This is a genomic window from Rathayibacter festucae DSM 15932 (genome assembly GCF_004011135.1).
GTDB classification, from domain to species: Bacteria; Actinomycetota; Actinomycetes; order Actinomycetales; family Microbacteriaceae; genus Rathayibacter; species Rathayibacter festucae.
Genome location: NZ_CP028137.1, coordinates 1,178,696 through 1,195,686 on the forward strand (window position 1 = coordinate 1,178,696; position 16,991 = coordinate 1,195,686).

Here is a 16,991-nt window from a genome sequence, read left to right on the forward strand (position 1 = left end):
CACTCTCGGAGCATGGCAGCGAGCGGCGACAGCGAACGGAGCGGCGGACGGCCGCTCGAGGGGATCGCCGGTCACGCCGTGGTGGGCTCCGGAGCGCTCGGGCCGGTCGTCCGCGACGACGACGGCCGGCTCCTGAACGCTCTTCTGCTCTCGCGGGAGCGGGCGGAGGGCGCGCTGCGGGCGGGGATCGAGCGGCTCGGTCCCCACGAGCATCGGCAGCGCCTCGTCGACGTCGGGGTGCACGCCGACGGAGCCGTCCTCCTCACGACCCCGGCCGTCGTCTCGACCCTCGAGCAGGTGCTCGAGTCCGGTGCGGTGCTGCCGCCGGGGGTCGTCGTCACCCTCCTCGCCCCGGTCGTCGGCGCCCTGCGGGACGCGGCGGCCGCGGGAGTCCACCCGCTCCCCGGTGCGGAGGCGATCGGGCTGACGGAGGAGGGGCGTCCGGTGCTGCTGCTCACCGAGGCGCCGACGGGATCGACCGAGGCCGAGGTCGTGGCCGCGGTGATCGGGCTCCTCGGACGCTGCCGTCGGAGCTGCCCCGCCTGGCGGGGGAGCCCGCGGGACGACGACGACCTCGCGGCGCTGGAGGCGCTCCTCTACCGCTCCGCGGCGCCGCTGCCGCTCCGCGCGGCGCAGCGGCCCGAGACGGCGGCGGGCCGGGAGCGGCCGACCGGGGTCGTCGAGAGCCCGCCTGCACGACACCGCCGGACGCATCCGCTGGACGGCTGGCGCGATCGGGTGCGCACGGCGGCGGTCCGCCGCCGCGGCCCCCTCGTGACCGCGGCCGTCGTCCTCGTCGGCGCGCTGGTGATGACGGGTCTCGGCCCCGATCGGAGCACGGGAGCGGAGACGGCCGCGTCGACTCGGGCATCGGCGCCGGTGCCGTCGACGCGGACCCCGGCGCCGAGTCCTGTCGCGCCGACGAGACCGGCACCGGCGGCCGCGACCGCGCCGGCGACCGCGGGAGCGACACCGACACCGCCACCGCCGGTGACGGCCGTGGCGACGCCGGCACGGCCACCGGCACCGGCGACGCCGAGCGCCGCGCCACCGACGGTGCGGCCGCCCGGCGCGGAGCTCGGGGCGGAGGAGGCGGCGACGGCCCTGCTCGCGGCGGCCCGGCACTGCGGAGGCTCGGACAGCGCCTGCGCGGAGGCGCTGACCACCCCCGACTCGCCGATCCGCGTCGACGGGGGCTCCGCCTTCGCCGCGCTCCGCACGCCGGCCTCCGCCGTCACCGCGGTGCGCGTGGACGTGAACGGCGCCTCCGCCGTGGTCGCCGTCGGTCCGGATCCGGGAACGACGACGGCCTCCGTCCTGATGATCAGGACGGAGGCCGCATGGCTTCTCCGCGACGTCTTCACCGACGGCGGCCGCTAGTGCGGCGCGTCAGCGTGGCGGCGTCAGATGCCGAGGTCGTTCTCGAACGAGCCCTCCTCGAGGCGCTCCTTGATGGCCACCAGGAAGCGGGCCGCGTCGGCGCCGTCGACCGTGCGGTGGTCGTAGGAGAGGGCGAGGAACACGGTCGAGCGGATCGCGATCGCGTCGCTGCCGTCGACCTGCACGACGGCAGGCTTCTTCGTGACGATGCCGGTGCCGAGGATCGCGGTCTGCGGCAGGAACACGACGGGCGTGTCGAACAGCGCACCGCGCGAGCCGGTGTTCGTCAGGGTGAAGGTGCCGCCGGCCAGCTCGTCGGGCTTGAGCTTGTTGTTGCGGGTGCGCTCCGCGAGGTCGCCGATGGTGCTGGCGATCTGGGCGAGGGTGAGCTCCGACGCGTTCTTCAGGACCGGCGTGAGCAGTCCGCGCTCGGTGTCGACCGCGATGCTGATGTTCTCGTGGTCCGGGTAGACGATCGAGTCGCCGTCGAGCGTCGAGTTGATCACCGGGTAGGCCTTGAGGGCCTCGGCGGCCGCGAGGGCGAAGAACGGCAGGAAGGACAGCTTGGCGCCGGTCTTCTCGTTGAAGGTCTTCTTGACCGAGTCGCGGAAGCGGGCGACGGCGGTGACGTCGACCTCGACGACCGAGGTGAGCTGGGCGGTCGACTGCATCGACTCGACGGCGCGCTGCGCGAGCACCTTGCGCAGGCGGGTCATCGGCTGCGTCGTGCCGCGCAGGGGCGAGGTCTCGAGCGGCGTGCGAGCGGCCTTCGCAGCGGCGGCGGCCGGAGCCGAGACCGGGGCGGGAGCCGACTTGGCGGCCTCGACGGCGTCGAGCACGTCCTGCTTGCGGATGCGCCCGCCGACACCGGTGCCGGTGAGGGTGGAGAGGTCGATGCCGTTCTCGCCGGCGAGCTTGCGCACCAGCGGGGTGACGTAGCCGGGGTTCGAGTCGGTGGGCTCGGGGGTCGCGGCCGGCGCGGGGGCGGCGGCAGCGGGGGCCGGGGCGGCGGCGGGAGCCGGGACCGACGGAGCGGGGGCGGACGCCTCCGGAGCGGCGGGCTTCTCGGCGGCGGGGGCCGGCTCGGGCTCGGCGGGGGCCGGAGCCTCCTCCTCGGTCTCCGCGTCGACGGACGGGGTGGCCTCGTCGGTCGGCTCGGTCTCGGCGGCCTCGGCCTCGGGCGACTCCTCGGCGGCCGGCTCCTCGGCGGGGGCCTCGGGCGCGGACGCGGCTCCGGAGCCGTCGCCGATGCGCACCAGCTCGGCGCCGACCTCGACGGTCTCGTCCTCCTGGACGAGGATCTCCTCGATGACACCGGCGACGGGCGAAGGGATCTCGGTGTCGACCTTGTCGGTCGAGACCTCGAGCAGCGGCTCGTCGACCTCGACGCGGTCGCCGACGTTCTTCAGCCAGCGGGTGACCGTTCCTTCCGTGACACTCTCTCCGAGTGCCGGGAGGCTGACGGATTCGCTCATGAGCCTGTCTCCTTAAGACGCTTGTGTACGTGGTTTCAGTTTAGTGAGGCGGGAACGGCCGGTCGCCGTCCCGCGATGGTCCTAGAGGGCGTGCAGCGGCTTCCCCGCCAGCGCGAGGTGCGCCTCGCCGAGCGCCTCGTTCTGGGTCGGGTGCGCGTGCACGAAGGGGGCGACGTCCTCGGGGTGCGCCTCCCAGTTCACGATGAGCTGGGCCTCGCCGATCAGCTCGCCGACGCGGGCGCCGATCATGTGCACGCCGACGACGGGCCCGTCGACGACGCGCACGACCTTGACGGAGCCGGCGGTGCCGATGATCGTGCTCTTCGCGTTGCCGCCGAGACCGTAGTCGTAGCTCGCGACGCGGTCGGCGCCGTACTCGGCGACGGCCCGCGCCTCGGTCAGACCGACGGACGCCACCTCGGGGTCGCTGTAAGTGACCTTCGGGATGTTGAGGTCGGCCACCGTCTGCGGCTTCAGGCCGGCGATCTCCTCGGCGACGAAGATCCCCTGCTGGAAGCTGCGGTGGGCGAGCTGGAGGCCGGGGACGATGTCGCCGACGGCGTAGACGCCGGGGACCGAGGTCTGCAGGCGCTCGTCGGTGATCACGTAGCCGCGGTCGAGCGTGACGCCGATCTCCTCGAGGCCGAGCCCCGCGGTGACCGGGCCGCGGCCGACCGCGACGAGGAGGAGGTCGCCCTCGACGCTCGCCCCGCTCTCGAGCGAGACCGAGACGCCGTCGTCGGTCTGGACGACGCCGGTGACGCGCGAGCCGAGGGTGAAGGAGATGCCGCGCTTGCGGAAGGCGCGCTCGAACTGCTTGCTGACGCTCTCGTCCTCGTTCGGCACGAGGTGGGGGAGCGCCTCGACGATCGACACCTCGGCACCGAAGGAGCGCCAGACGCTGGCGAACTCGACGCCGATGACACCGCCGCCGAGCACGACGACCCGCTCGGGGACGTGGTCGAGCTCGAGGGCCTGATCGCTGGTGATCACGCGGCCGCCGATCTCGATGCCCGGGAGGGTGCGCGAGGCGGAGCCGGTCGCGACGACGATCGAGCCGCCGTGCAGCACGTGCTCGCCGACCGTGACGGTCGTCGGCCCGGTCAGCCGGCCCTCGCCGGAGACGACGGTGATGCCGCGGGCGGAGACGAGGCTCTGCAGTCCCTTGTACTTGCCGGCGACGACGCCCTCGCGGTAGCGCGTGACACCGGGGACGTCGATGCCCTGGAAGCCGGCGAGGACGCCGTACTTCTGCGCGTCGCGGGCGCCGTCGGCGAGCTCGGCGGCGTGCAGGAGGGCCTTGGTCGGGACGCAGCCGCGGTGCAGGCAGGTGCCACCGAGCTTGTCGCGCTCGACGATCGCCACGCTCATCCCGAGCTGGGTCGCGCGCAGAGCCGCCGCGTACCCGCCGCTGCCACCTCCGAGCACGACCAGGTCGTAGCGCTCTTCCGACACCCAGTGACTCCCTTGCGACGTGCGGTTCCCCTCGCCTCCGCGGATCCCCGCGCCTGTGCGCGGGCCGGTCGGAGGGGGGACGAGGCGGGAGATCCCGCCCCGTCGACCCTACTACGCGCTCGCCAGGCCCTCGGCCAGGGCGAGGAGGGCGCGGACCGAGACCCCGGTGGGGCCGGTGCCGGTGAAGCCGTACCCGCCGCCGCCGTTGTTCGCCGGGCCGGCGATGTCGAGGTGCACCCACGGGATGCGCGCCGCGTCCGGGCCCTCGCCACGGCTGCCGACGAACTCCTGGAGGAAGTGCGCGGCGATCAGCATGCCGCCGGCGGTGTTGCCCGGCTTGATGTTGGCGATGTCGGCGATCTCGGAGTTGAGCAGCGGGCGCAGCTCCGCGGGGAGCGGCATGTGCCAGAAGAGCTCGCCCGTGCTGCGCGCCGACTCCAGCACGGAGGCGACCAGCTCGTCGTCGCCGAACACGCCGGTGTAGCGGTTGCCGAGCGCGACGACGGCGGCGCCGGTCAGCGTCGCGACGTCGACGATCGCGTCGGGCTGCTCCTCGCTCGCGGCGACGAGGCCGTCGGCGAGCACGAGGCGGCCCTCGGCGTCCGTGTTGAGGACCTCGACGGTCTTCCCGCCGCGGATCGTGAGCACGTCGTTCGGGCGGATGGCCGTGCCGGAGGGCATGTTCTCGGCGATGCAGAGCCAGGCGGTGACCCGCACCGGCAGGCGGAGCTCGGCGGCCGCGCGCACGACCGCGTAGACCGTCGCCGCGCCGGTCATGTCGTCCTTCATGCCGATCATCGAGGCCGGCGGCTTGAGGGAGAGTCCGCCGCTGTCGAAGGTGATGCCCTTGCCGACCAGCGCGAGGTGCTTCACCGTCGCCGACTCCGGCGTGCTCTCGGGGGAGTAGGCGATCTTGACGAGGCGCGGTGGGCGGGACGAGCCGCTGCCGACGCCGAGGATGCCGCCGAAGCCGTCGCGCTCGAGCGCCGACTCGTCCCAGACCGTGACCTCGAGGGGGAGCCCTTCGACGCCCTCCTGCACGGCCTCGGCCAGGGTCTGCGGATAGAGGTGCGACGGCGGGGCGTTGACCAGGTCCTTCACGGCGGACACGGCGCGACCGACGACCAGGGCGCGCTCGAGGACGGCCGCGTCGGCGGACTCGTCGGAGGTCACGAGGAGCACGCGCTCGACGGGAGCCTTCGCGGCGTCGAGGGTGCTGTGCCGGAAGGCGGTGTAGCTGTAGGAGCCGAGCGCGGCTCCCTCGGCGACGGCCAGGAGCGCGTCCTCGTCGCCGGTGGGCAGGGCGAGGGCGACCGAGGCGGTGCCGGCGAGGCTGCGGACCGCGAGTCCGGCGGCGGTGCGCAGCACGGTGGCGCTCGGCTCCGCGGAGCCCAGGCCGACGAGGACGACGACGCCGGCGCGGACGGAGGAGGGGACCCGCGTCAGCGACTCCGCGGAGCCGGTGACCCCGAGCGCGGGGAGGGCGGCGACGAGGTCGTCGAAGCCGTCGACGCCGACGAGACGGGGGCCGTCCGGTCCGGGCGCGACGCCGAGGACGAGAGCGCCGGTGTCGAGATCGGAGGCGGGGACGGTCGTGTACTCGAGAGAGGAGAGGGGCATGAGCGCAATGCTAGGCGCGGCCGGGACGGCGCTCGGCCGCCCCGTCGCGGCTGTTCGCTCAGGGCTCAGCGCCGCCGGGGAGCCGCCCCGGTGGGCCGTCTAGGCTGGATCGCATGCCGGATCCTGCAGACCTCTTCGCGATCGAGGGCGACCTCGCCGACGTCCCGCGGGGCCTCCACCTCGTGGCCGGCCTCACCGGGTTCGCCGATGCCGGAGGTGCGGTCGGCCAGCTCGCCGAGCACCTGCACGGCACTCTCGAGCACCGGACCGTCGTCGAGTTCGATCCCGACCAGCTGCTCGACTACCGCGCACGTCGGCCGATCATCACCTTCGATCAGGACCACCTCACCGACTACACCCCGGCGAGCCTCCGCCTCTCGCTCGCGCACGACGAGCTGCACCAGCCGTTCCTCCTGCTCACCGGCTTCGAGCCGGACTACCAGTGGGAGCGCTTCACCCGGGCCGTGCTCGAGCTCATCGACCGGCTCGAGATCGCGAGCACCACCTGGGTGCACGCGATCCCGATGCCCGTCCCGCACACCCGGCCGGTCGGCGTGACGGTCAGCGGCAACCGCGAGGACCTGATCGAGGCCATGTCGGTGTGGAAGCCGGTCACCCAGGTGCCCGCGAACGTCCTGCACCTGCTCGAGCTCCGCCTCTACGACCGGGCGCTCCCGGCCGTCGGCTTCGCCCTGCTGATCCCGCACTACCTCTCCGACACCGCCTACCCCCAGGCGGCCGTCGCCGCGCTCGAGAGCATCTCGGCGTCGACGGGGCTGATCTTCCCGACCGACAGCCTCCGCGAGAGCGGCCGCGAGTTCCTCGCGAAGGTCGACGAGCAGGTCGGCTCGAACGAGGAGCTGCAGAAGCTCGTCGCGGCGCTCGAGTCGCGGCACGACACCTACATGGAGGGGACGAGCCTGCGCTCGCCGCTCACCGACGAGGACGGCTTCGTCCCGACCGCCGACGCGCTCGCGGCCGAGCTGGAGAAGTTCCTGGCGATCAAGCGGCCCGGCGAGGAGCCGACCGCGCCGTAGCCGCCTGAGGCAGCGGCCCGCACGGTGGTCGCTGCCCGCTCGGTGGTCTCTGCCCGCTTGGTAGTCTCTGGCGAGTGCGATCTCGTCGAGCCTGGTTCGTCTTCGGTGCCGGTGCCTTCGCGTACCTGGTCGCCGTCCTCGACCGCACGACGCTCGGAGTGGCGGGCGTCGACGCGGCGGAGCGCTTCGGCATCTCGGCCGCGATGCTCTCCTCGCTCGCCGTCGTCCAGCTGATCGTCTACGCCGGCATGCAGATCCCGGTCGGCATCCTCATCGACCGCTTCGGGCCGAAGACGCTGATCCTCAGCGGGACCGCGCTGATGATGGTCGGCCAGATCGTCCTGGCCTTCGCGCCGTCCCTCGGCGTCGCGATCGTCGGCCGGATCCTGGTGGGTGCGGGCGACGCGGCGATCTTCACCTCGGTGATCCGGCTGACCGTGACCTGGTTCAGCGGACCGATCGTCCCGCAGCTCTCGCAGTGGATCGGCAACATCGGGCAGGTCGGCCAGATCCTCTCCGCGCTGCCTTTCGCCGCGATCCTGCACGCGGCGGGCTGGACCCCCGCCTTCCTCTCCGTCGCCGGGATCGGCGCCGTCGCCTTCCTCGGCGTGCTCCTGCTGATCACCGACGTCCCGCCGCGGACCGAGCCGATCGTCCTGGTGCCGCCGACGCTCCGCGCCACGATCGCCCAGCTGGGTGTCAGCCTGCGCCGCCCGGGCACGCAGCTGGGCTTCTGGTCGCACTTCGTGACGCAGTCCTCCGGCACCGTGTTCACGCTGCTCTGGGGGTATCCCTTCCTCGTCTACGCCATCGGCCTCGAGCCGGGCGTCGCCGCTCCGACGCTGACGATCGTCGTGGTCGCCGGCATCGTCGTCGGCCCGATCCTCGGCGTCCTCACCGCCCGGCACCCGATGCGGCGGAGCAACCTCGTGCTCGGCATCGTCTCGGCGATGGCGGTGGCCTGGACCGTCGTCCTGTTCTGGCCCGGCGTCCCGCCGTACTGGCTGATCGTCCTGCTGCTGATCGTCATCGGCGCCGGCGGGCCGGGATCGATGATCGGCTTCGACTTCGCGCGCACCTTCAACCCGTCCCGGAGCCTCGGCGCCGCGAACGGCGTCGTGAACGTCGGCGGCTTCCTCGCGAGCTTCACGATGATGTTCCTGATGGGGCTGCTGCTCGACTCGCTGGCAGGGCCGGGCGCGGACTCCGCCCGGCTCTACTCGATGGACCACTTCCGGCTCGCCTGGTGCATCCAGTACGTCGTCGTCGGAGCGGGCGTGATCGGGCTGATCACGGCGCGCCGCAGGACCCGGCGCCGGCTCGCCGAGGACGAGGGAATAACGGTGGCCCCTCTGTGGGTTGCATTGAACGACCGTCTCCGTCGTGGCCGCGCAGGACGCTGACCGTCGGACCCGCCCTTCCCCGTTCTCCCGCGAGGCCCCGCATGGCCTCGCGTCGGACTCCTCCCGGAGTGCCGAAGCCCTGAGCGCACGGCCGCACTACTCAGGCGTGCAATAATTGTCAATAGGACCCGTTCGGGTCGAGGAGCACGGCGCCCACGTCGGGCGTGCGATCCCCTCGACTTGACATGGGTCCTCGTAATGCCCACCGACGGACGACGCCTCCCGGCCTCGCCCGCAGCCGGGACGCAACGGATGGAGAGGTGCCGCCATGGCCACCAGAGCTACCAAGACCGCAACGCTCGACGCCGTCGACGACGACGTGACGACGACCAAGAAGCCCGCCGCGCGCAAGCCGGCGGCGAAGACCACCCGCGCCCGCGCGACCACCAAGGCCGCGGCTCCCGCCGCGACGGAGGAGGAGCCCACCGAGCCCGAGGACGTCGACGGCGACGCCGACGCCGAGGAGGAGACCGCGGTCGTGGTCGAGGAGACCGAGACCGAGGCCAAGGACGACACCGAGACGCCGGTCGTCGCGGCCGCCGCTCCGGCCGAGCCGCTGCCCAGCGGCGCGCTCGTCCTCTCCTTCGGCGGCGACGACGACGAGGTCCCCGTCTACTCGACGGCGATCACCGGAGCCACGGCCGACCCGGTCAAGGACTACCTGAAGCAGATCGGCAAGGTCGCGCTCCTGAACGCGGCCGAGGAGGTCGAGCTCGCGATGCGCATCGAGGCGGGCCTCTTCGCCGAGGACAAGCTCGCGAACTCGAGCGACCTCAGCCCCGAGCTCGTCCGCGAGCTGCGCTGGGTCGCGAAGGACGGGCAGCGCGCCAAGAGCCACCTGCTCGGCGCGAACCTCCGCCTCGTGGTCAGCCTCGCCAAGCGCTACACCGGCCGCGGCATGCAGTTCCTGGACCTGATCCAGGAGGGCAACCTCGGTCTGATCCGCGCGGTCGAGAAGTTCGACTACACCAAGGGCTTCAAGTTCTCGACCTACGCGACGTGGTGGATCCGCCAGGCGATCACCCGCGCGATGGCCGACCAGGCCCGCACCATCCGCATCCCGGTGCACATGGTCGAGGTCATCAACAAGCTCGCCCGCGTCCAGCGTCAGATGCTGCAGGACCTGGGCCGCGAGCCCACGCCCGAGGAGCTCTCCCGAGAGCTCGACATGACCCCCGAGAAGGTCATCGAGGTGCAGAAGTACGGCCGCGAGCCGATCTCGCTGCACACCCCCCTGGGTGAGGACGGCGACAGCGAGTTCGGCGACCTCATCGAGGACACCGAGGCGGTCGTGCCGGCCGACGCGGTGGGCTTCACGATGCTGCAGAAGCAGCTCGAGTCGCTCCTCGACTCCCTCTCCGAGCGCGAGGCCGGCGTGATCCGCATGCGCTTCGGCCTGGGCGACGGCATGCCCAAGACGCTCGACCAGATCGGCGACACCTTCGGCGTGACGCGCGAGCGCATCCGCCAGATCGAGTCCAAGACGATGGCCAAGCTCCGCCACCCGTCCCGCTCGCAGTCGCTCCGCGACTACCTCGAGTAAGCCGGTGATCCGCTACGCGCCGGCGGTCCTCCTCGGGAGGGCCGCCCGGTTCGCAGCGCGCGTCCGCAAGCCCGGCGGAGGCTCCGCCGTGCCCGGACTCGTCGTGAACCGCCTCGCGCCGGGCTTCCTCCCGGCCGTGCTCGACGGCTTCACCGACGGCCTCGTCGTCGTCACCGGCTCGGCCGGGAAGTCGACGACGACCAAGATGCTGGTGGCCGTCCTGCGCGCCCACGGGCTGCGGGTGTTCACCAACCCCTCGACCGCGAACATCGCGCAGGGATTGACCTCGGCGTTGCTCGAGCGCACCGACCTCCGCGGCCGGATCGACGCGGACATCGCCGTCCTCGAGATGGACGAGGGCCACGGCGCCCGGCTCGCGCCGCGGATGAGCCCGCGCGTCGTGCTGCTCACCAACGTCGTCGTCGACCAGATCGACCGCTTCTTCGACCCGGCCATGGTCGCCCGGATGCTCGCGACCATCGCGACCCGGGCCACCGGCCCCGTCGTCCTCAATGCGGACGACCGCCACGTCGCCGACATCGCGACGAGCCTGCCGAGTGACCGCCTGCGCTGGTACGGCGCTTCCGCAGCCGTCCGCGCCGCCGCCGTCGGCGGGCTCGGCTACGCGGCCGACGCCGAGGGCCAGGACGGGCGCGCGACGACCGTCGTCGAGACGACCACCGGTGCCGCCGCGACGATCCGGAGCGACGGCGACGTCCTCGACGTCCGTCTCCCCGCCCGAGGCGTGCACTACGCGGTCGACGCCGCCTCGGCGGTCTCCGCGGCGCGCGCGATCCTCGGCACCCGCTTCCTCCCCGCGATCACCGCGGAGGCGCTCTCCTCGATCGACCCCGTCTTCGGGCGCGGCGAGATCGTGACGGTGCGCGGCCAGGAGGTCGAGTTCGTCCTGGTGCAGAACCCGGCGAGCTACCGCCTCAACATCGCGGAGATCCCCGAGGGCACCGAGCAGATCATGCTCGCCCTCGGCTCCGACGTCCGCGACCCGTCCTACTTCTGGCCGGTCGACACCGCCCGCCTCGGGCGGGTGCGGGTCGTCTCCGGCTCGAAGGCGCACGAGGCCGCGCTGCAGCTGCGCTACGACGGGGTCGCGATCGACGCGGTCGACGACGACCTCGGCCGGGCGCTCGACACCTTCCTCGCGCTGCCCGCTCCGAGCCACGGGCGGAAGACGATCGTCTTCTCCGCCGACTCGATGCGGCGCACCCGCGCCCACCTCCAGCTCGCCTCCAACCGCGAGGAGACCGCGTGACCACCCTGCTGATCGGCGTGCTCGCCCCCGACGTCCTGGACAGCAACGGCGACGCGGCGAACGCCCGCGTCCTCGCGGCACGCGCCGGCTGGGCCGGTCTCGACGCCCGGGTCCTGGCGCTGCGCGAGGAGGCCGACTTCTCCGAGCGGCCCGACGTGCTCGTGGCCGGCACGGGAGCGGACGAGGACCTGCCCGCCGTGCTCGACCTCCTCCGCGCCGTCGGCGACACGGTCCACGGCTGGGTGCGCGACGAGACCGAGGTCGTCGCCGTCGGCGCGGGCTGGGAGCTGCTCGCCGAGTCGTTCGCGACGCCCCAGGCCGTCGTCGCGGGCATCGGGGTCCTCCCCGGTCGCGCGGTGACCGCCGAGCGGTCGACGGACGACCTCGTCGTCGAGTCGAGCGCTGGAGTCCTCGTCGGCTTCGAGAACCACGCCCGGCGCTTCGACGGCATCGACCCCGCTCACGTCCTCAGCCGGGTGCTGCACGGCACCGGCGACGGCGGGGGAGTGGAGGGCTACGCCGCGGGGTCGTTGCTCGGCACGCACCTGCACGGTCCCGTGCTGGCGAAGAACCCCGTCCTCGCCGACGCGATCCTGCACCGGGTGGCCGAGCGGCGCGGGCTGCTCTACTCGACCCGGGACGAGCGGATCCGCGCGGCGGATGAGACAGCTCGAGCCGCCCGCGAAGTGATCGCGAAGCGGCTCGGAGTCGGCCGGTAGGGAGTCCCGCTCCCCACCGGCGAGGTGGGCGGACGGACTAGGGGCGCTGCTCCTCGAAGAGGCGCGCCGACTCGTCGTGCCAGCTCTGGGCGATGCTGGAGAGCTTCTCCTGGTACTTCTTGCCGTGGTGCGCGCAGAACAGCAGTTCTCCGCTGTTCACCACGACACGGATGTAGGCCTGGGCTCCGCAGCTGTCGCAGCGGTCTGCCGCGGAGAGCTGCTGCGATCCAGCGAGCTCGTCCACGCCGTTCTGGGTTGCTGTGGTCGACATGACGTGGCCTCCTGCGCTCGGGTCTTCGACTTCGGTGGACTCGGCCTCTCGGCTCCGCCCTTCCCTTGGTCCAACCATCAAAGCACGCGGATGTTTCCCGGCAGAGTCGATCCCGTGGCATTTCGCTCTGCGCGTAGGTCCCCCGGCGCACTTCCCAGGCCATGAGCACCGTGATCGCGCTCCGCCGCGCCGCGGCCGGGGTGTCGCCCCTCGAACCTAGACTGGTCGGATGGCCTCCACCGACTACTCCGCACGGCACCTCTCCGTCCTCGAGGGCCTCGAGGCGGTGCGCAAGCGCCCCGGCATGTACATCGGCTCGACGGACTCCCGCGGGCTGATGCACTGCCTCTGGGAGGTCATCGACAACTCCGTCGACGAGGCACTCGCCGGGCACGGCACCGAGATCAGCGTGGTGCTGCACAAGGACGGCAGCGTCGAGGTCCGCGACCGCGCCCGCGGCATCCCGGTCGACATCGAGCCCAAGACCGGGCTGACCGGCGTCGAGGTCGTCTTCACCAAGCTGCACGCGGGCGGCAAGTTCGGCTCCGGCTCGTACGCCGCCTCCGGCGGCCTGCACGGCGTGGGCGCCTCAGTCGTGAACGCGCTGTCGGAGCGGCTGGACGTCGAGGTCGACCGCGACGGCCGCACCTACCGGATGTCCTTCCACCGCGGCGAGCCCGGCCGCTTCGCGGACTCGGGCGAGCCGACCCCGGACGCTCCGTTCTCGCCGTTCGAGAACGGCTCCGAGCTGGAGATCGTCGGCAAGGTGAAGAGGGGCGTCACCGGGACGCGGGTCCGCTACTGGGCGGACCGGCAGATCTTCACCAAGGGCGCCGCCTTCCAGACCGACGATCTCGTCACCCGCGCCCGGCAGACCGCCTTCCTGGTGCCGGGGCTCACGATCGACATCGTCGACGACCGCGAGGAGGAGCGCCGCGCCGAGATGTTCCGCTACGACGGCGGCATCTCGGAGTTCGTCGAGTTCCTCGCTCCGGACGCGGCCGTCACCGACGTGCTGCGGCTCACCGGCAGCGGCACCTTCACCGAGACCGTGCCGGTGCTCACCCCCGGCGGCGCGATGGTGCCCACCGAGGTCGAGCGCACCTGCGAGGTCGACATCGCGCTGCGCTGGGGCACCGGCTACGAGACCGTGCTGCGCAGCTTCGTCAACATCATCTCGACGCCCAAGGGCGGCACCCACCAGACCGGCTTCGAGCAGGGGCTGCTGAAGCTGCTCCGCGCGCAGGTCGAGGCGAACGCCCGCAAGCTCAAGGCCGGCTCGGACAAGCTGGAGAAGGACGACGCGCTCGCGGGTCTCACCGCGGTGCTGACCGTGCGCCTCCCCGAGCCGCAGTTCGAGGGCCAGACGAAGGAGGTCCTCGGCACCCCGGCGGTGCGCGCGATCGTCGCGCAGACGATCACCTCGACCCTCGGCGCGGTCTTCGCCTCGACGAAGCGCGAGGACAAGGCGCAGATGTCGCAGCTGCTCGAGAAGCTCGTCGCCGAGATGAAGTCGCGGATCTCGGCCCGTGCGCACAAGGAGACCCAGCGCCGCAAGAACGCGCTCGAGTCCTCCTCGTTGCCGGCCAAGCTCGTCGACTGCCGCAGCAACGACGTGGAGAACAGCGAGCTGTTCATCGTCGAGGGCGACTCGGCGCTGGGCACCGCGAAGCTCGCCCGCAACAGCGAGTACCAGGCGCTGCTGCCGATCCGCGGCAAGATCCTCAACGTGCAGAAGGCGAGCATCGCCGACATGCTCTCGAACACCGAGTGCGCCTCGATGATCCAGGTGATCGGGGCGGGGTCCGGTCGCTCCTTCGAGCTGCCGGCCGCGCGCTACGGGAAGATCATCCTGATGAGCGACGCCGACGTCGACGGCGCGCACATCCGCACGCTGCTGCTCACCCTCTTCTTCCGCTACATGCGGCCGCTGGTCGAGGCCGGCCGGGTCTTCGCCGCGGTGCCGCCGCTGCACCGCGTCGTGGTGATGAACTCCGGGAAGAAGCCGAACGAGACGATCTACACCTACTCCGAGAAGGAGCTGCAGGGCGTCCTGGCCGGTCTGTCGAAGGCGAACCGCCGCTACCAGGACCCGATCCAGCGCTACAAGGGCCTCGGCGAGATGGACGCCGACCAGCTCGCGCTGACGACGATGGACCGCTCGCGGCGGACGCTGCGCCGGGTCAAGGTGTCGGACGCCGAGAACGCCGGCCGGGTCTTCGAGCTGCTGATGGGCAACGAGGTGGCGCCGCGCAAGGACTTCATCGTCCGCGGCTCCGAGACGCTCTCGCGCGACCGCATCGACGTCTGAGGCCCGTCCCGCGCCGGGGCGGCGCGGGACGACGGTCTAGAACTGCTCGGGAGCCGCGCCGATGCTGGCGACCGGGGCTGCGAGGGCGACGCCGGAGCCGTCGCGCTTCATCCCGGAGTCGGGCAGCGCCGCGACGCTGCCGTCGGCCTCGAGCGCGTGCGCCGGGCCGGGGCCGACCCAGGCGACGCCGAGAGCGGTCTCGCCCTTGAGGAAGCGCTGGGCGCGGACGCCGCCGGTCGCGCGGCCCTTGGGCGGGAACTCCGAGAACGCCGACACCTTGGCGCTGCCGGTGTCGGTGCCGGTGAGGGCCCAGCTGTCGACGGCGACGGTCGCGACGACCGTCTCGTCGCGCTCGGACTCGGGGACGACCGCAAAGGAGACGACCTCGTCGGTCTCGCTGATCTTGACGCCGGCCATGCCCGCCGCGGTCCGGCCCTGCGGGCGCACCGCCGAGGCGGAGAAGCGCAGCAGCTGGGCCTCGCCGGTGACGAAGACGAGCTCGTCCTCGTCGGCCGACGGCGCGGCTCCGACGACCGCGTCCTTCGGCCGCAGCGCGATCAGCTCGATGTCCGGGCGGTTGGGCAGGTCGCCCGGGGCGACGCGCTTGACCGTGCCCTGCAGGGTGCCCAGGGCGATCGGGCGGGGGTCGTCGAGGGCGACCAGGGCGAGGACGCGCTCGTCCTTCGCCAGGTGGCTGAGGTAGTCGCTCATCCGGACGCCGGCGCCGAGCTGCACCGAGGAGGACGGGACGGACGGGACGTCGACGGGGGAGAAGCGCAGCAGGCGGCCCGCGGTCGTCACCGCGCCGATCTCGGCGCGCGTGGTGGTGTCGATCGTGCTGAGCACCGCGTCGTGCTTGCTGCGGCGGGTCGCGCGCTCGGGGTGCGGCGCGGCCTCCGGGTCGCGGTCGATGCGCACCATCCGCCCGGTGGTGCTCAGCAGCACCCGGCACGGCAGGTCGGCGATCTCGAGCACGGCGGCGGTCTTCCGGCCGGTCGTGGCGACGGAGGGGCGCGCCTCGGTGAGCAGCGTCCGACGCGGCGTGCCGAGACGCTGCGCGACGTCGTCGAGCTCGTCGGACACGAGTGCCTCGAGGCGGCTGCGGCTGGCCAGCAGCGCCTCGAGCTCGGCGATCTCGGCGAGCAGGGTGTCGCGCTCGGTCTCGAGCTCGATCCGGGAGAACCTCGTCAGGCGGCGCAGCTGCAGCTCGAGGATGTAGTCGGCCTGGATCGTGCTGAGGTCGAAGACCTCGATCAGCCGGGCCCGGGCGGCGGCGGTGTCGTCGCTCGCGCGGATCAGCTGGATGACCTCGTCGATGTCGAGGATCGCGATCAGCAGTCCCTCGACCAGGTGCAGCCGCTCCTGGCGCTTGCGGAGACGGTAGCGGGAGCGGCGGGTCACCACGGTCAGGCGGTGCCCGACGTAGACCTGCAGCAGCTCCTTGAGGCCGAGCGTGCGGGGCTGGCCGTCGACGAGGGCGACGTTGTTGATCGAGAAGGCGTCCTCGAGCGGGGTGTAGCGGTACAGCTGCTCGAGCACCGCCTCCGGGCTGAAGCCGGTCTTGATCCCGATCACGAGGCGGAGGCCGTTGTCGCGGTCGGTGAGATCGGTGACGTCGGCGATCCCGCTCAGCTTCTTGTTCTGGACGCCGTCCTTGATCTTGTCGATGACCTTCTCGGCGCCGACGAGGTAGGGCAGCTCGGTGACGACCAGGCCGGACTTCCGGGCGGTGATGCTCTCGACCGAGACGCGAGCGCGGGTCTTGAAGCTGCCGCGGCCGGTCGCATAGGCGTCGCGGACGCCGGCGAGCCCGACGATCGTGCCGCCGCTGGGGAAGTCCGGGCCGGGGACGAACGACATCAGGTCGTCCAGCGAGGCGTCGGGGTGCGCGATCAGGTGCCGCGCCGCTCCGATGACCTCGATCAGGTTGTGCGGGGCCATGTTGGTGGCCATGCCGACCGCGATGCCGCTCGCGCCGTTGACGAGGAGGTTCGGGAACGCCGCGGGGAGCACCTCGGGCTGGTCGTGCGAGTTGTCGTAGTTGGGGACGAAGTCGACGACGTCCTCGTCGAGGTGCTCGGTCATCGCCGTCGCGGCGGCCGCGAGACGGGCCTCGGTGTAGCGGGCGGCGGCGGGGCCGTCGTCGAGCGAGCCGAAGTTGCCGTGGCCGTCGACGAGCGGGACCCGGAGCGTGAACGGCTGCGCGAGGCGCACGAGCGAGTCGTAGATGGAGGCGTCGCCGTGCGGGTGCAGCTTGCCCATCACCTCGCCGACGACGCGGGCCGACTTCACGTGGCCGCGATCGGGGCGCAGGCCCATCTCGCTCATCATGTAGAGGATGCGGCGCTGCACCGGCTTCAGGCCGTCGCGGGCGTCGGGCAGGGCGCGGGAGTAGATGACCGAGTAGGCGTACTCGAGGAACGACCCCTCCATCTCGGCCGAGACGTCGACGTCCTCGATGCGCTCGGTCAGGGAGGATCCGGAGGGAGGGGGTGCAGCGTTCATGT

General features: G+C 72.5%; 12 protein-coding genes. 7 read left to right on the forward strand and 5 right to left on the reverse strand.

Features of this window, described 5'->3' with window-relative positions:
• The first annotated feature begins 12 nt into the window (after positions 1–12).
• Positions 13–1,380: a hypothetical protein gene (locus tag C1I64_RS05585; RefSeq protein WP_127886479.1), complete on the forward strand. Its 1,368-nt coding sequence runs from the start codon at positions 13–15 to the stop codon at positions 1,378–1,380.
• A gap of 23 nt (positions 1,381–1,403) precedes the next feature.
• Here the strand turns inward: C1I64_RS05585 and sucB are convergent, their stop codons facing one another.
• The 3 genes from sucB to C1I64_RS05600 form a co-directional block, all read right to left on the reverse strand.
• A complete protein-coding gene (gene sucB, locus C1I64_RS05590; protein ID WP_127886480.1) occupies positions 1,404–2,855 on the reverse strand; it encodes a 2-oxoglutarate dehydrogenase, E2 component, dihydrolipoamide succinyltransferase in 1,452 nt (483 codons plus the stop codon).
• Positions 2,856–2,936: 81 nt separating this feature from the next.
• The gene (gene lpdA / locus C1I64_RS05595; protein WP_127886481.1) at positions 2,937–4,310 is read right to left on the reverse strand and encodes a dihydrolipoyl dehydrogenase; all 1,374 of its coding nucleotides are present in this window, start codon (positions 4,308–4,310) and stop codon (positions 2,937–2,939) included.
• Positions 4,311–4,421: 111 nt separating this feature from the next.
• Positions 4,422–5,930: a leucyl aminopeptidase gene (locus C1I64_RS05600; RefSeq protein WP_127886482.1), complete on the reverse strand. Its 1,509-nt coding sequence runs from the start codon at positions 5,928–5,930 to the stop codon at positions 4,422–4,424.
• A 113-nt stretch (positions 5,931–6,043) separates the two neighbouring features.
• On the opposite strand from C1I64_RS05600, the gene C1I64_RS05605 reads away from it, so the two are divergent.
• The 5 genes from C1I64_RS05605 (at position 6,044) to C1I64_RS05625 (ending at position 11,902) form a co-directional block, all read left to right on the forward strand.
• Positions 6,044–6,967, forward strand: a complete 924-nt coding sequence (locus tag C1I64_RS05605; protein WP_127886483.1) for a proteasome assembly chaperone family protein — start codon at positions 6,044–6,046, stop codon at positions 6,965–6,967.
• A 74-nt stretch (positions 6,968–7,041) separates the two neighbouring features.
• Complete coding sequence (locus C1I64_RS05610) at positions 7,042–8,370, forward strand: MFS transporter (protein ID WP_127886484.1); 1,329 nt, start codon at positions 7,042–7,044, stop codon at positions 8,368–8,370.
• 268 nt (positions 8,371–8,638) lie between these two features.
• Positions 8,639–9,913, forward strand: a complete 1,275-nt coding sequence (locus tag C1I64_RS05615; RefSeq protein WP_123703559.1) for an RNA polymerase sigma factor — start codon at positions 8,639–8,641, stop codon at positions 9,911–9,913.
• A gap of 88 nt (positions 9,914–10,001) precedes the next feature.
• A complete protein-coding gene (locus C1I64_RS05620) occupies positions 10,002–11,183 on the forward strand; it encodes a MurT ligase domain-containing protein (RefSeq protein ID WP_127886485.1) in 1,182 nt (393 codons plus the stop codon).
• Positions 11,180–11,902 (forward strand): cobyric acid synthase, encoded by a 723-nt coding sequence (locus tag C1I64_RS05625; RefSeq protein WP_127886486.1) that lies wholly within the window; start codon positions 11,180–11,182, stop codon positions 11,900–11,902. The genes C1I64_RS05620 and C1I64_RS05625 overlap by 4 nt, the downstream gene beginning before the upstream one ends.
• 37 nt (positions 11,903–11,939) lie before the next feature.
• On the opposite strand, the gene C1I64_RS05630 is transcribed toward C1I64_RS05625, so the two are convergent.
• Positions 11,940–12,173: a DUF7455 domain-containing protein gene (locus C1I64_RS05630; RefSeq protein WP_123445851.1), complete on the reverse strand. Its 234-nt coding sequence runs from the start codon at positions 12,171–12,173 to the stop codon at positions 11,940–11,942.
• Between the two features lie 229 nt (positions 12,174–12,402).
• Between C1I64_RS05630 and C1I64_RS05635 the strand changes: the two genes are divergently transcribed.
• Entirely contained in the window at positions 12,403–14,484 is a 2,082-nt protein-coding gene (locus C1I64_RS05635) for a DNA gyrase/topoisomerase IV subunit B (RefSeq protein ID WP_127886487.1), read from the forward strand.
• Between the two features lie 36 nt (positions 14,485–14,520).
• Here the strand turns inward: C1I64_RS05635 and C1I64_RS05640 are convergent, their stop codons facing one another.
• Entirely contained in the window at positions 14,521–16,989 is a 2,469-nt protein-coding gene (locus C1I64_RS05640; RefSeq protein ID WP_123703567.1) for a DNA gyrase/topoisomerase IV subunit A, read from the reverse strand.
• Positions 16,990–16,991 lie beyond the last annotated feature (2 nt).

Excerpts from the sequence above, each read along its gene's own strand:
- C1I64_RS05605 (WP_127886483.1), top strand. The coding sequence starts at position 6,044 with ATGCCGGATCCTGCAGACCTCTTCGCGATCGAGGGCGACCTCGCCGAC.
- C1I64_RS05630 (WP_123445851.1), bottom strand. The coding sequence starts at position 12,173 with ATGTCGACCACAGCAACCCAGAACGGCGTGGACGAGCTCGCTGGATCG.
- sucB (WP_127886480.1), bottom strand. The coding sequence starts at position 2,855 with ATGAGCGAATCCGTCAGCCTCCCGGCACTCGGAGAGAGTGTCACGGAA.
- C1I64_RS05615 (WP_123703559.1), top strand. The coding sequence starts at position 8,639 with ATGGCCACCAGAGCTACCAAGACCGCAACGCTCGACGCCGTCGACGAC.
- C1I64_RS05585 (WP_127886479.1), top strand. The coding sequence starts at position 13 with ATGGCAGCGAGCGGCGACAGCGAACGGAGCGGCGGACGGCCGCTCGAG.
- C1I64_RS05600 (WP_127886482.1), bottom strand. The coding sequence starts at position 5,930 with ATGCCCCTCTCCTCTCTCGAGTACACGACCGTCCCCGCCTCCGATCTC.
- C1I64_RS05635 (WP_127886487.1), top strand. The coding sequence starts at position 12,403 with ATGGCCTCCACCGACTACTCCGCACGGCACCTCTCCGTCCTCGAGGGC.
- C1I64_RS05640 (WP_123703567.1), bottom strand. The coding sequence starts at position 16,989 with ATGAACGCTGCACCCCCTCCCTCCGGATCCTCCCTGACCGAGCGCATC.